General features: G+C 36.9%; 16 protein-coding genes. 11 read left to right on the top strand and 5 right to left on the bottom strand.

The window, feature by feature from the left end; genetic code table 11:
• Window positions 1–194: 194 nt before the first annotated feature.
• From ettA to L1S31_RS14345, 4 genes are all read right to left on the bottom strand, one after another.
• Window positions 195–1,889, bottom strand: coding sequence for an energy-dependent translational throttle protein EttA (gene ettA, locus L1S31_RS14360; RefSeq protein ID WP_236465477.1), 1,695 nt, complete (start codon window positions 1,887–1,889; stop codon window positions 195–197).
• Window positions 1,890–1,926: 37 nt separating this feature from the next.
• Window positions 1,927–2,274 carry a four helix bundle protein gene (locus L1S31_RS14355; protein ID WP_236465476.1) on the bottom strand — a complete coding sequence of 116 codons (348 nt, stop codon included), beginning with the start codon at window positions 2,272–2,274 and terminating at the stop codon, window positions 1,927–1,929.
• Window positions 2,275–2,499: 225 nt separating this feature from the next.
• A complete protein-coding gene (locus L1S31_RS14350; protein WP_136152686.1) occupies window positions 2,500–2,682 on the bottom strand; it encodes a CAL67264 family membrane protein in 183 nt (60 codons plus the stop codon).
• Window positions 2,683–2,837: 155 nt separating this feature from the next.
• On the bottom strand, window positions 2,838–4,115 hold the full coding sequence (locus tag L1S31_RS14345; RefSeq protein WP_236465475.1) for a metal-dependent hydrolase family protein: 1,278 nt from the start codon (window positions 4,113–4,115) through the stop codon (window positions 2,838–2,840).
• Between the two features lie 529 nt (window positions 4,116–4,644).
• On the opposite strand from L1S31_RS14345, the gene L1S31_RS14340 reads away from it, so the two are divergent.
• From L1S31_RS14340 to L1S31_RS14315, 6 genes are all read left to right on the top strand, one after another.
• Window positions 4,645–5,688 carry a tyrosine-type recombinase/integrase gene (locus L1S31_RS14340; RefSeq protein ID WP_236465474.1) on the top strand — a complete coding sequence of 348 codons (1,044 nt, stop codon included), beginning with the start codon at window positions 4,645–4,647 and terminating at the stop codon, window positions 5,686–5,688.
• A 142-nt stretch (window positions 5,689–5,830) separates the two neighbouring features.
• A complete protein-coding gene (locus L1S31_RS14335; RefSeq protein ID WP_236465473.1) occupies window positions 5,831–6,292 on the top strand; it encodes a DUF3592 domain-containing protein in 462 nt (153 codons plus the stop codon).
• Window positions 6,293–7,258: 966 nt separating this feature from the next.
• Window positions 7,259–8,068, top strand: a complete 810-nt coding sequence (locus L1S31_RS14330) for a hypothetical protein (RefSeq protein ID WP_236465472.1) — start codon at window positions 7,259–7,261, stop codon at window positions 8,066–8,068.
• 655 nt (window positions 8,069–8,723) lie between these two features.
• Window positions 8,724–9,143: a hypothetical protein gene (locus tag L1S31_RS14325; protein WP_236465454.1), complete on the top strand. Its 420-nt coding sequence runs from the start codon at window positions 8,724–8,726 to the stop codon at window positions 9,141–9,143.
• 544 nt (window positions 9,144–9,687) lie between these two features.
• Window positions 9,688–10,125 carry a T6SS immunity protein Tdi1 domain-containing protein gene (locus L1S31_RS14320; RefSeq protein ID WP_236465471.1) on the top strand — a complete coding sequence of 146 codons (438 nt, stop codon included), beginning with the start codon at window positions 9,688–9,690 and terminating at the stop codon, window positions 10,123–10,125.
• A 150-nt stretch (window positions 10,126–10,275) separates the two neighbouring features.
• Entirely contained in the window at window positions 10,276–10,680 is a 405-nt protein-coding gene (locus tag L1S31_RS14315) for a hypothetical protein (protein WP_236465470.1), read from the top strand.
• Window positions 10,681–10,839: 159 nt separating this feature from the next.
• Here the strand turns inward: L1S31_RS14315 and L1S31_RS14310 are convergent, their stop codons facing one another.
• Window positions 10,840–10,995, bottom strand: coding sequence for a hypothetical protein (locus L1S31_RS14310; protein ID WP_236465468.1), 156 nt, complete (start codon window positions 10,993–10,995; stop codon window positions 10,840–10,842).
• A gap of 270 nt (window positions 10,996–11,265) precedes the next feature.
• Here L1S31_RS14310 and L1S31_RS14305 point away from each other — a divergent pair, with 270 nt between their 5' ends.
• The 5 genes from L1S31_RS14305 (at window position 11,266) to L1S31_RS14285 (ending at window position 14,701) form a co-directional block, all read left to right on the top strand.
• Window positions 11,266–11,700 (top strand): hypothetical protein, encoded by a 435-nt coding sequence (locus L1S31_RS14305; protein ID WP_236465467.1) that lies wholly within the window; start codon window positions 11,266–11,268, stop codon window positions 11,698–11,700.
• Between the two features lie 181 nt (window positions 11,701–11,881).
• On the top strand, window positions 11,882–12,145 hold the full coding sequence (locus L1S31_RS14300) for a hypothetical protein (protein ID WP_236465465.1): 264 nt from the start codon (window positions 11,882–11,884) through the stop codon (window positions 12,143–12,145).
• A gap of 586 nt (window positions 12,146–12,731) precedes the next feature.
• A complete protein-coding gene (locus L1S31_RS14295; RefSeq protein WP_236465463.1) occupies window positions 12,732–13,301 on the top strand; it encodes a hypothetical protein in 570 nt (189 codons plus the stop codon).
• A gap of 151 nt (window positions 13,302–13,452) precedes the next feature.
• The gene (locus tag L1S31_RS14290; RefSeq protein ID WP_236465461.1) at window positions 13,453–13,968 is read left to right on the top strand and encodes a hypothetical protein; all 516 of its coding nucleotides are present in this window, start codon (window positions 13,453–13,455) and stop codon (window positions 13,966–13,968) included.
• A gap of 151 nt (window positions 13,969–14,119) precedes the next feature.
• A complete protein-coding gene (locus L1S31_RS14285) occupies window positions 14,120–14,701 on the top strand; it encodes a GIY-YIG nuclease family protein (protein ID WP_236465460.1) in 582 nt (193 codons plus the stop codon).
• Window positions 14,702–14,728: the final 27 nt, after the last annotated feature.

Genomic DNA, 14,728 nt, shown 5'->3' with positions numbered 1-14,728 from the left:
AAAAAACACAGTTTTTCTATTTTGAATTTTGAATTTTAAATTTTGAATTATTGTACCTATTATTGCGATGAAGATACGTCCTTTTTTGAACCCATTCCTTTCATAATTATTTAGTTTGATGCTATGACGGAACCAATTTAAAATTCAAAATTCAAAATTTATAATAAAAAATCCCGGTTACCCGGGATTTTTTTTTAGTTTCTTATCAGTTTCCTGTATTTGATTCGGGTTGGAGTCAGATCGACACCCAAACGTTTCTTTTTATTCTCTTCATATTCAGAGAATCCGCCTTCAAAACAATACACTTCCGAGTTGCCTTCAAAAGCCAAAATGTGTGTACAGATCCTGTCCAAAAACCAACGGTCGTGACTGATTACTACGGCACAACCCGCGAAGTTTTCCAAACCTTCCTCCAAAGCACGAAGCGTGTTGATATCCAGGTCGTTTGTAGGCTCATCCAGCAACAATACATTTCCTTCTTCCTTCAAAGTCATTGCCAAATGCAGGCGGTTTCGCTCTCCACCAGACAAGGCCGACACTTTTTTGTTCTGCTCGCTTCCTCCAAAGTTGAACCTGGAAAGGTAGGCTCTTGAATTTACCTGTCTTCCGCCCATCATGATTAGTTCCTGTCCGTCGCAGAAGTTTTCCCAAATGGATTTATTCGGGTCGATGTTGGAATGCGACTGGTCAACATAGGCAATCTTAACGGTATCCCCAATGGTGAATTCACCAGCATCAGGTTTTTCCTCACCCATAATCATTCGGAAGATTGTCGATTTACCGGCACCGTTTGGCCCGATGATTCCAACAATTCCTGCCTGTGGCAAAGTGAAGTTTAGGTTATCGTATAGTAATTTGTCGCCAAAAGCTTTGGCAACGTTTTTAGCTTCAATCACATTGGTTCCCAAACGTGGACCGTTCGGGATGTAGATTTCCAGTTTTTCGTCAAGCTCTTTCTGGTCTTCATTCAAGAGTTTGTCGTAGTTCTGCAAACGCGCTTTTTGTTTGGTCTGACGGCCTTTGGCTCCTTGTCTTACCCAATCCAGCTCACGCTCTAAAGTTTTTCTACGTTTGGACGCCACTTTTTCTTCCTGCTCCATACGTTTAGATTTTTGCTCCAGCCATGACGAGTAGTTTCCTTTCCACGGAATACCTTCACCTCTATCCAATTCCAAAATCCAGCCTGCAACATTGTCAAGGAAATAACGGTCGTGCGTTACGGCAATTACGGTTCCGGCATATTGTGCCAAATGTTGCTCTAACCACAATACGCTTTCCGCATCCAGGTGGTTGGTTGGCTCATCAAGCAATAATACATCCGGATTCTGCAATAACAGACGGCAAAGTGCCACACGTCTTTTCTCTCCACCAGACAATACCTTGATTGGCGTATCTGCATCGGGAGTACGCAGTGCATCCATTGCTACTTCAAGTTTGTTGTCAATCTCCCATGCTCCTGCGGCATCAATCTTATCCTGTAGTTCAGCCTGGCGGTCCATTAGTTTCTGCATCTTATCGGCATCTTCATAAACCTCAGGCAGGCCAAACATATCGTTGATTTTGTTGAACTCATCCAAAATTGCCATCGTTTCGGCAACGCCTTCACGAACAATTTCGATTACTGTTTTGGTTTCATCCAATTGTGGTTCCTGCTCTAAATACCCCACAGTATAACCCTGTTGGAATACTACATCGCCCTGGTAATTCTTGTCTACTCCTGCAATGATTTTCAATAATGAAGATTTACCCGAACCGTTAAGTCCAAGGATACCAATCTTTGCTCCGTAGAAGAAACTTAGGTAGATGTTTTTTAATACCTGCTTATCACTTCCCTGATACGATTTGCTCAATCGCTGCATCGAGAAGATTACTTTTTTATCATCACTCATGATTAGTTATTTTGAATTTTAAATTTTGAATTTTGAATTATTTTTTTTCTTGTGTTGTTTTGATTATCTTGGTTATAATATTGATAATGTGCTCTATTTCTGTTAGATAGTTTTTAATTTCTATTTTAGTCAATTCTGATTTTTCCAACAATCTTAACCAATATTTTGTTTCTCTTGCCTCTTTTGAAGCTATTGAAAGTTTATTTATAAAATCTTTTCTCGATTGGGCAGCTATAGCTTCTTCTACATTCGCTCCAATGCTTGTTGCAGATCTCATGATTTGTCTTGAAATTATAAATTCATTTTCTTTTTTGAGTTTAATATATAAATCAATACTTGATAATGCAAAATCAAATGTCTTATTAGCAATTAAGTTGTCTTTCATTATGTTAATTTAATAATTAAGCCATGAAAGCATATCTCATTTTAACTGTGGTTGTTTAAATTATTTTGAATTTTGAATTCTAAATTTTGAATTATTCTATTTGTTTTTTACGATTGGAAGTCTTCTCTTTTTAAACTTTCATTTATGATTAGGTAATTTGATAACGGTAATTTGATGCTATCACGAAACCAATTCAAAATTTAAAATTCAAAATTTAGAATAATCCTAAAGCCTTCCCTTTAATGAGCTGAAAACCCATGCATTTGCTAGGAAACCAACTCCTACTGCTCCAAATCCCCATCCTGCTGTTTCATCGTAACGAAACGCTCCGAGTGCAATAAGTAATAATCCCATGATAATCATCACAAAGGTTGCCCAACCCAGGACGGTGTTTTTATTCATTCCCATATTTAGTGGTATTTTATTTTAGGAGAGCAAATTTAAGGAAAATTGTTGAATTGTAAATTACTATTATCACATAGTTTTGTCATTCCCGCGAAGGCGGGAATCCACAATAATTCCAAATAGATTCCCGCCTTCGCGGGAATGACAGTTCAATACAATTACTGCTTGTAGACAATGCCCTCTTTCATTACGAATACTACATTAGTTACGGTGCTGATGTTTTGTGTTGGGTCGTCGTTGGTCGCGATGATATCGGCTAGGAAACCCGGTTCAATAGAGCCGATTTGTTTATCCATATCCAATAACATTGCATTGGTCGTAGTTGCTGCCTGCAGGGCTTTGATGATAGGCATTCCGGCTTCGGTCATGTAAATGAATTCGCGTGCATTGAGTCCGTGTTCAAATACTCCGGCATCGGTACCAAACGCAATTGGAACCCCTTTTTTGTATGCCTTAGCAAATGTGCCTTGTATTTTCGGGCCAATGGCCAACGCTTTCGGAACCACAATGCCCGGATAATAATTGGGCTTTTTGGCATTTTCCTCAACCGCTTTTCCTGCTGTGATGGTGGGTACCAGATATGCATTGTTCTTTATCATGAGTTCCATGGTTGCCTCGCTCATTTCGGTTCCGTGCTCGATGGTTTTTACACCTGCTCTTACAGCCCGTTGCATTCCTTCATCGCCGTGGGCGTGGGCAGCGACTTTCATTCCGTAATCTTTAGCAGTAGCCACGATTGCCTCAATTTCCTGCTGCGTGAACTGCGGATTTCCGGCACTTTTGGCAACACTAAGGACACCGCCGGTTGCTGTTATCTTTATCCAGTCGGCACCATTTTTATAACGCCAGCGCACAGCCTCTTTTGCGTCTTCAATGCTATTCACGACACCTTCCTTTGGTCCCGGATTGCCTACTAATGATTTTTTATAGCCGTTGGTTGGGTCTGCATGCCCGCCTGTGGAAGCCAATGCTTTTTCGGCAGTAAAAATCCTTGGGCCGATTACCTTGCCCGCATTGATTGCATTGCGCAGCGAAACATTTACGCCACTACCTCCCAAATCCCTTACGGTGGTAAATCCGGCCATTAGAGTTGTTTTAGCAAATACCTCGGCATTGTAGGCTATGTCTGCATCATTTAGTGTGAACTCCTCGATATATGCTGTTGGGCTGGTTTCCCCTTCGAGGTGTACGTGCATGTCAATCCAGCCTGGCATTACGGTTTTGGTCCTGAGGTCGATAACTACATCTTCTACCAATACCCCGTGAAGAAGGCCGTCCTCGATACTTTTGATGGTTTTGCCTGAAACGATTATGGTTTTATTGGTAAGGACTTTTCCACTTTTGGTGTCGATGAGTTTGCCGCATTGGATGTAAGTATCCTGTGCGTTTATTGCTATTGTGGCGAATAGTAAGCTGAAGAGGAAGAGTTTTTTCATTGGTTTGTGGTTTGTTTTAAAGCTACTCGATACATTTTTGGCTAAGCCAAAAAAGCTCGAAGTGGCGGCATTTTTAATTTAAGGATTTAAAGATAAGTATTTATTTGTTCGGTTCTCACAGCCTGATCGTTAGTGGATGATTTTGAACACTAATGAGCGTATTTGAATGCTAGTTACTGCTAGTTACGTTTAGTTAGCAGTTAAATTGGCATTTTTGAAAGCGTTGTTCGGATGTTGTTCGGGTCATATTCGTGTTTTGTTCGCAAAAGGGGTTGTTTTTGTGGAGAAGTTGTGGACAAGACCTGAAAGAGTTTTAAAGAAAATGAGATTATTAAATCTGAAATAATATATCGTCAGTTCGAGTGATTTTTACGAAGTAAAAATTATATCGAGAACGGTCATTTAGATAAAACTTCTCGATACATTTTTGGCTACGCCAAAAACACTCGAAGTGACGATAGTTGTGTCAAATAAGATGTATAGAAAAAGTGTAGCAGGATATAAATGAGATTTGTTTATTTAGTTACTTATGAAATGGAATGCAAGGACGATAACACACCGTGGTGAACAACGCATAGCCGTGGTTTTTCAAAAGGATGAGCTGCTTTTGTATGCCGTAAAATCGATTCCCGGCTGCAGATGGAGCCAGTCGCTTAAGCTGTGGCACATCCCGGACACAGAGGAAAACCGAAGGATGACAGGACTGCCTTTGGAAGCAGCTTTGCAGCCCAATGAAGAAGGTTTGCGGGGTTTGAAGAACCTTAAACTATGGATGCGCTCGAAACGTTACAGCGAGAGTACTATAACAACTTATGTTGACGCCACAAAGTCCTTTTTGACGTTTTTCAATGATAGGGCGCTGAATGAAATTGGGAATGATGATGTGGTGCAATATAATAATGAACACATATTAAAACAGGGGTTGTCGGCTTCCTACCAGAACCAGGTAGTAAGTGCGTTGAAGTTGTTTTTCATGACTGTTGGGGACCGGAAGATTGATGTGGAAAACATCCATCGACCTAAGCGTGCCAAGGCTTTGCCAAACGTTTTGAGCAAAGATGAAGTTAAGGCAATACTGGAAGCACATTCCAACATTAAGCACCGTGCCATGCTGAGCCTGATTTACAGCTGCGGTTTGCGTTGTGGTGAACTGCTGGCATTAAAACCATTGCATATTGATTCGAAGCGGAACATTGTGCTGCTGCAGAATGCCAAAGGAAAAAAGGACCGCATAGTTCCGTTGAGCCCAAAGATATTGGAACTACTTCGGGAATATTACAAGAGTTACAAGCCCGTGCATTATTTGTTTGAGGGTTATGTGGCTGGAGCTCCCTATTCCGATAAAAGCTTACAGAGTGTTTTGAGGCATGCCCTTTTTAAAGCTAATATTACAAAACCAGTTACCTTACATTGGCTGCGACACAGCTATGCCACCCATTTACTGGAAAGCGGTACCGATTTACGCTATATTCAGGAACTCTTGGGCCACAGCCGTAGTAAGACTACGGAAATATATACCCATGTTAGCACTAAAAGTATTCAACAAATTAAAAGTCCGTTCGATGATTTGTAATAAATATGGTATATTAGCTAACGCTATAAGAATGATAATTATCAGGCCTATCTGTTCAAAAATGGGCGTATAGGGATGATTTTGTCAGGAGTATAGACTAGTTATACGACATTGTTAAACAACCCCAATTTAAAAGAGACGAATGGAAGAGAATAACATATTGAACTTCATCGGAATAATAGTTATAATCACTTTTGTAGTTTGGGTATTTATTGTTAGTAAAACAATCTATTTCTATCTATTTACTATTAAAAACTGGAGAAAGACAGAAGCGAGAATTATTGATTGTAAAGTTGAATGGTTTAGGTCAAAAACAGACTCAGATACAGAAGGCTGGAAAGAAATAATTAAGTATAATTATATTGTAAACTCAACAGAATATGAGAATAACTGCATAACAAAAAACATTGGAATTCTCACACCATTTAAACATTTTGCAAAAAAATATAATTTCACGGAAAATCAGAAAATAGAGATTTCATATGATCCAGAGAATCCGAATAATTCAATCATCGACACAAAACTCAATCCTTTAACAGTAATCATTCCGATAATATTTTACGCCGTTACATATTTGTGTTTTTTCAGCAACAACGTCGTATAACAGCGGTTTCGCGCAATAGCTAGTTTGATCTTTCTTGGAAAATACTCTGAACTTCAGTATTTCTTATTACATTTTTCTTTAACTTGCCGCTACTGACGCGAAGCCGCGGCACGTTACCACTCAGTTTTGCCCTATTTTACAACTGAAGTTTAAATTCGAAAAATCTAAAGAATATTTTGCTTGAAAATTTAGCCGAAAAAGGAATGTCGCAGAAATATTGCGTCCAAAGTTTGCGTCCAAAGTTTGTGTAGAAAAGTTGTAGCAAAAAAATTGTAGCAATTTAAAATGCTACAAAAAAATTGCTACAAGTTATAGAAAGTGAAATGGAAATAGAAACCGGAATTAGATGCTCGCAAAGTTTGCGTGCTCAAGTTAATAGCAAAACCGAAGTGGTAACAGCGGTTTCACGCAATGGCTGGTTTATCTTTCTCGGAAAATAAACTGTTAATTCAAATTTTGCTTATCTTTCGAATTAATTATTAAAGTTCCGCCACTGCGTAAAGCCGCGGAACGTTACCGCTAATAGCTTGTCCAAGTTTGCCGAGAAATTTAGCTATCGAAACGACGCCGAGAATTTGACCTTACTTCGACTCTATTTTCCTGGAAAACTGAAACCGAAAATTGAAAAGTTTGCGGCAAAGGTTTGCGGCAAAGTTTGCCTGAAAATGTTGCCGAAGTTGTTGTGTTGAGCCAAGTTTGCGCAAAATGTCATTCTCAGAGAAATCGCTGAAAACAGAAACCGAAAACCAAGTTTGTCCGAAAAAGAAACTGGCAATGTTGGCGTGCTTAAGTTAGCGTCAAGCTACTAGCGGTAACAGCGGTTTCACGCAATTGCTCGTTTTTCTTTCTTGGAAAATAATCTGCTAATTCAAATTTTGTTTATCTTTCCAATAATTATTAAAGTTCCGCAACTGCGTAAAGCCGCGGAACGTTAGGTGCAATTTTCAACAAACCCGCTTTTTAAAGATGAAAAATATTGACAAATTCAAAAATGATTTAGCACTTTTAATTGAAAAGGGTGACAAGCTAAATATTTCTATGAAATATGAGTGCTTTCCAGTAGAAATTGAAAAACAAATTAAAACTCATATAAAAGACGAGAAGAAAACCAAAGAATATATCACTAAACTACTGCCATTCAACAAGGAATACCAATCTTGGTATTCTGAATCTTTAGTTTTAATAAAACAATTACTTCCCGACAGACTTTCGGATTTTGTCAGACTTTTTGAAAAGCCTAGGACAAGAAAAGAAATTGAGTATGGAAATTATGTAATGGAAGACTACTTACAAGGTCTAAGAGTTACAAGTGGTTATGGAGAAAGAAAAGTTGGTCCTGATGCCGCATTAAATCAATTTGATCAACAACTTAATATTTTAAAGTCTATTGAAAGACGCTTCGAAAGCTCTTTATTTGATATACAACAATTAGTCCAAGCTGATTTACTTGATAGCGAACTTGACGCAGCAAAAGAGCTTAATAAGAATAAATTTCCGCGCGGTGCTGGAGCGATAGCAGGTGTTGTTCTTGAAAAACATTTAACTCAAGTTTTGTTGAATCATAATTTAAAAATTACGAAAAAGCATCCAAACATTTCGGATTTAAACGACAGTTTGAAAACATCGGGAGTTTATGAAACAGCGACTTGGCGAAAAATTCAACACTTAGGAGATTTGAGAAATCTATGTGACCATAATAAACTAAAAGAGCCGTCAAAAGAAGATGTTGACGAATTGATAACAGGAGTCGAGGCAATAACGAAAACCATATTCTAAGAAAACTGCACCTAACAGCCGTTTGGCGTAATAGCTCGTTTGTCTTTCTTGGAAAATACTCTGAATTTCAGCATTTCTTATTACATTTTTCTTTAACTTGCCGCTACTACGCCAAGCGGCGGAACGTTAGCGCCAATTGTTTCCCAAGTTTACTTAGAAAAAAATCTGCCGAAAAGACGCGGAAAGTTATCACCAAAAATTGATACTTCATTCTCCTACTTTGATAGTTCTGTGAACTCACTTAATAGTTTTCGTGGTATACTTGATAGTTTTCACAGTTCACTTGATAGTTTTCGTATGTAACTTGATAGTTTTCGCTTGCAACTTGATAGTTTTCGCTTGCAACTTGATAGTTTTCGCATGCAACTTGATAGTTTTCGTATGCAACTTGATAGTTTTCGCAGTACACTTGATAGTTTTGATAGCGCAACAGAACGTTGGAAAGGGAAAAAGAAAACCGAGGTTGACGCAGAAAATGTTTGCGTGACAAAATAACTCAAAACAACTGGCGCTAACAGCAGTTAAGCGCAATAGCTCGTTCCTGCTTCTTGGAAAATAATCAGAACACTAGAATTTCTATCACATTTTTTACTAACTTGCCGCTACTGCGCCTAGCCGCGGCACGTTAGTGGCAACCTTTTCGAAACCTCATAAAATGACAACATCTGTAAAACTTGCGATAGAATTACTTGCTCAAAATGAAAACTCATTGGAAGACAAACAAGCAATTCAATTTCTAATTGAAAATGGAATCCGAGAAAATGAAGCTGTTGAAATCATAGCGTTTCTGCCAATTGCGTTTATTAGAAGTTGGTTGACAAAAGTTAACTGGAAAGATAACTACACAGAATATAAAAACGAAAAATATGTTTCGAAAAAGTATAGTGAAACAGAAACTTACAATCAAATTTTAAAAGTAACTGAAGATTATTTTAATAGAAATCCAGACAAAGAAACAGTAATGAAAATTGCTGGCAGAAGTGCTGAATTTAATGTTATAAATCAATTGTTGCTGGAAAATCCAACCGCCAAAATAGAAGATATTAGTTTGACTGAAACAGTAATAATGCGTTGAGAAAAGGCAGCCACTAACAGCGGTTTTGCGCTATAGCTGGCTTATCTTTCTTGGAAAATATACTGAACTTTAGAATTTCTTATTACATTTATTCTTAACTTGCCGCTACGGCGCAAAGCCGCGGAACGTTACCACTCAGTTTTGCCCTATTTTACAACTGAAGTTTAAATTCGAAAAATCTAAAGAATATTTTGCTTGAAAATTTAGCCGAAAAAGGAATGTCGCAGAAATATTGCGTCCAAAGTTTGCGTCCAAAGTTTGCGTAGAAAAGTTGTAGCAAAAAAATTGTAGCAATTTAAAATGCTACAAAAAAATTGCTACAAGTTATAGAAAGTGAAATGGAAATAGAAACCGGAATTAGATGCTCGCAAAGTTTGCGTGCTCAAGTTAATAGCAAAACCGAAGTGGTAACAGCGGTTTCACGCAATGGCTGGTTTATCTTTCTCGGAAAATAAACTGTTAATTCAAATTTTGCTTATCTTTCGAATTAATTATTAAACTTCCGCCACTGCGTAAAGCCGCGGAACGTTATGCCTAATTTTTTATGAACACCCTGCAAAACATTAACGAATCCTGGAAATGGAAAAATATTGAGGCTGTTGAAATCATACAAACAAATGATTTTGGCAATGTAATATTCAAAAATTCAGAAGAAGAATATTGGAGAATTTGTCCGGAAGAAGTTAGCTGTGAAAAGTTAGCCGGAAACAAATTAGAATTTGAAAATCTTGTCGGTCAAACTGAGTTTATTAAAGATTGGGAAATGAAAAATCTTGTGGAAATGGCTAAAAGTAAACTGGGAAAATTAAGCGCTAACCAAAGTTACTGTTTAAAAATGCCGGCACCAATTGGAGGGAAATATGAAGAATCTAATCTAGGGAAAATAGATTTTTCAGAACTTTTATCTTTCAGCGGAGATTTGGCTAGACAAATAGAAAACTTGAAAGATGGCGATGAAATCAGGTTTGAGATAAAAAACTAGGCATAACAGCCGTTTGGCGTAATAGCTGGTTTGTCTTTCTTGGAAAATACTCTGAACTTCGGCATTTCTTATTACATTTTTCTTTAACTTGCCGCTACTACGCCAAGCGGCGGAACGTTATAGGCAACCTTTCCAAAACCCTGCAAAAAAATGAAGCTCACAGAAGACGAAACAATAAAACTTTTAATGCAATACCTGGAAAGCAACAATTGGAAAATAGAAAGCCATTGTTTAGGTCAAACTAGAGGTTGTGATATTGTAGCCGTAAATGGAAAAGGAAAACTCTACATTGAAGTCAAAGGAGCGCGTGCAGGAAATGATTCACCAACAAAGCGAAGAGAGTTCTTTGATAGTGGACAAATTAAAACTCATTTTGGAAAAGCTATAGTTAAAATTTTGGATGATAAATATAAAAACCCAAAATCTGAGTTTGCGATTGCGCATCCAAATGATTCTGGAATTAAAAAAGCTATTGGAAACTTAACGCCATACTTGAAAGATTTGGGCATAAGGCATTTTTGGGTTTCCGAAAATGGAAGTGTTGAAGAAGATTGAAGAAAGGCAGCCTATAACAGCGGTTTTGCGCCATAGCTGGTTTATCTTTCTTGGAAAATACTCTGAACATCACAATTTCTTATTACATTTATTCTTAACTTGCCGCTACGGCGCAAAGCCGCGGAACGTTATAGCCAATACTCACAAACTATATATAAATTACACGTAAATGACAAAACGGAAAGGAATATTTTTATCAATAGCTTCATTATTATCTGGATTTATATTAAATGGTTTGGCGTGGACAATATTGCCCGGACCAACATTCAGTACTTTAGGTTTGTTACTTGGAATAGCATTGTTCATTTTTGGCATTGTTATGTTTTTTTTGAGTGTGAATAAAAATTAAACAAGACGCGGAAAATGGAAAGTTAATGGAATATAGAAGTGGAAAATGAAACTGGAATTAGAAAGTGGAAAATAAAAGTACTGGCTATAACAGCGGTTTCGCGCAATAGCTCGTTTGTCTTTCTTGGAAAATACTCTGAATTTCAGTATTTCTTATTACATTTTTCTTTAACTTGCCGCTACTGACGCAAAGCCGCGGAACGTTATGTGCAACCGGCTCGAAACTCTATAGAAAAGATGAAAAACATTTTAATTGTGCTTTCAGTTTTATTCCTAATAATATCTTGTAGACAAGGAGAAAAAGAAACTTCCATAAGTCAAATTACAACTAATTATGACACATTAATTCATAGAGTAAAAAATAATGGAGACAAAGATGCGTACGATGAATTGTTTTACGGATTTAAAGATGGAAGCGAAGTTGAGAGAACAGACAGTTTAATGTTCTACTCAAAAATAATGGCTGAAAAATTTAATTATGACAAAGCTTATTATGACTATTTAGAAGCATTTGGTGAAAAACATGAGTTTAAAGTAGATTTTTCAGACTTAGCAACCATTGACATTTCTAAATTGGAAAAAGATTCCAGAATTGAAGCAACAAATTGGTTGAAGAATATGGTAAGTGAAAAAGTTATGACGCAGAAACAGTTTGACTCAATCAAGAAGTGACGCCGGCAGCACATAACAGCCGTTTGGCGCAATAGCTGGTTTGTCTTTCTTGGAAAATACTCTGAACTTCAGTATTTCTTATTACATTTTTCTTTAACTTGCCGCTACTACGCCAAGCGGCGGAACGTTAGCGGTAATGCATTTCCCAAGTTTGCGGAGAAAGAAATATTGAGAAGAAACTATGGATAAATTAAACATTTCAGAAAATCAATTCGCAGTTGGAAAAGCAGAATTTTCAACCGGAATAGTTTTGAAAAATAACGGAAGTTATTTTCTTAGCGACGTGGAAGTTGATGAAGTTTATCAAGTGTTTGAAACTTATGAAGCCGCAAAAGAATTTGCAATCAAGCAAGTTGAAAGTAATTCGAAGATTGAAAGCTTTGTAATTAACTCAAAAAATGAAATGGTTTATTGTTATGACCAAAATGGCGAAAGAAAAGTTTAAAAAAAATGCACAACCGCTAACAGCGGTTTTGCGCAATTGCTGGTTTTTATTTTTACGTGTTCACGAAAATCGTTTATCTTTAACAGAAATTAATTAGTTCGCTGGCTTCACAACTGACGCAAAGCCGCGGAACGTTATATCTAATTGCCTCTCCAAGTTTAACGACAAATCTTAGGTAAAAACAAGGCCGAGAATTTGACTAAGCTTCCACTCCATTTTCCTGGAAAACCGAAAAGAAACTTGAAAGGGTTTGCGGCAAATATTTGCGGCAAAAGTTGACGGCAAAGTTTGCGTGAAAGTGTTGTGGAGGCTGTTGCGTTGAATCAAATTTGCGCAAAAGTCATTCTCAGAGAATTCGCTGAAAACAGAAACCAAAAACCAAGTTTGTCCGAAAAAGAAACTGGCAATGTTTGCGTGCTCAAGTTGACGTGAGGCAACTAGCTATAACAGCGGTTTAGCGCAATAGCTGGTTTATGCTTCTTGGAAAATAATCGGAACACTATAATTTCAATCACATTTTTTGCTAACTTGCCGCTACTGCGCTAAGCCGCAGACCGTTAGTAGTCATTGCTTAAAAAACCCATAGATGAAGAAATCTGTTTTATTTACATTCCTACTCATAATTATCAATTTTTCATGTACGGAAAAACAAGACGAAGTTGTTGATGTAAGTTCGAAAACTGATAAAGAGAATGGAATTAAAAAGCTCGGTTTTTACGAAAAAGGAAAGTTGAAAAAAACATTTGAATATGTCAATGTTTGTGGAAAAGAATATGTAAACCAAGGTTGGCATTTCAATGAAAAAGGGGATACATTAGAACAGAAAAGTCATTTTTGTAAAATCAAAATCGAAAAGAATATATTGAAACCGTTGGAGGAATCAAAAGTTACTATGATATACAAGCCACTTTTAAAAAATACTGTTAGTGGGATTTTATTGTGTAAAGAAGATAATATAAACTATTGCGATTTAGAAAATAAAAAATTTGATACTCTTTACTTTGTAAAAAATAAGTTAGAGTTCATACAATCGTTTAGACATACTGGACATAAAAAGTTAACTGGATATGTCCTGGAAATCTCTAAAGAATTACGAGCAGACAAAAGATACCAAGAACGGAGAGTTTATTTCACTCTTAACTTTACAGTCAAGTAAACGCAACGACTACTAACAGCGGTTAGGCGCAATAGCTGGTCTGTCTTTCTTGGAAAATACTCGGAAGTTTGAAATTCTTATAATAAATTGTTTAACTTGCCGCTACTGCGCCTAGCCGCGGAACGTTATAGGCAACCTTTGACAACATTGCATGAAAGAGAACATATTAGCATTCTACAAAAAAATACTTTCTTACAGAAAGACGAATTGGGAATTGGAAGATTATCCTTTGCGATATAGAAACCAATCAAATTCTGAAGATAAAGAAATCAAAACTTGGGTTTTGCAAATTGTCAATTGGTGGACTTTGACAGGTCTTGGAGATACAAAAGCAGAAGCATATGATATGCTGAAAGAACATTTTGAAAATTACAAGCATCTCAATAACGAATTACCAAGACCTGGAACTAGCGTGCCAATAAAATTTGCAGACACAGAGGAAATTGATAATCTTGAAAATATTGCAGTCGATTTCTTTGATAAAATATTGGGTTACAATTATTATGAGTGTTTTATTTCTGACGAAAGTAGCCTAATAGATTTTGGACAAGACAATGAAGAAACACTTCAAAAAATAAATGAAATTTACAGCCTAAACTTAAAAGAAATTGGAGATGGAAATATTGTTCGCATTTTGACGCTTATTAACGAAAAAGGCAGCCTATAACAGCGGTTTCGCGCCATAGCTATTATGTGCTCCGCCGGAAACCTTACGGTTTGCCGAAATCCTTCACCACGCAGAATATTTTTCCTAAATTTACCGCTACGGCGCAAAGCCGCGGAACGTTATAGGCAATATTTAAACAACATCCGTATAAATGAGAAAATTAACAGATTCTCAACTTCAGTTTTTATCAGAACAGAATATTACATTGAACTTAATGTTCGATGGAGAAGGATTCACAAAAACTGAATATCAAGAGAGAATGAAATCACTCGGCAAACTATTTGTCTATAATACTTCTCCATGTAAAAATTCGGGACACAGTTTGCGAAGCCGTTCTGGTCATTGCATTCAATGTAATACCGCATATATTGGATTTACTAAAAGAAGTTCTAAAGCCGGCTTCGTTTATATTGCTCAAACCAAAAATGGAAAACTCATTAAAATTGGTTTTTCAGAAAACATGCGCGAAAGAGAAAAATCGCTAATTCGCACAAAATATGGAGAATTTGATGACTGGAAAATTTTGTTTGGAATTAGCTGTATTAATGCTGGTAAGCTTGAAATAGAAATCAAAAAAGAAATGAATAAATATGCTCAAGTAAAAACTTATAATCATGACGGCAAAAAACAAGTCGCTGATGAATTATATCGTTGTAAGTATTCAATAGCAAAGGAAAAACTGAAAGAATTATCAAGTAATCCAATTTTTAACTCTGAGAATGTGGAAATGTAAATTCCAAATACTGCCTATAACAGCGGT

This window comes from Flavobacterium wongokense (genome assembly GCF_021608265.1).
GTDB lineage: Bacteria > Bacteroidota > Bacteroidia > Flavobacteriales > Flavobacteriaceae > Flavobacterium > Flavobacterium wongokense.
Note: the sequence above shows the minus strand (reverse complement) of the source record. Positions and strands in the feature narration are given on the sequence as shown.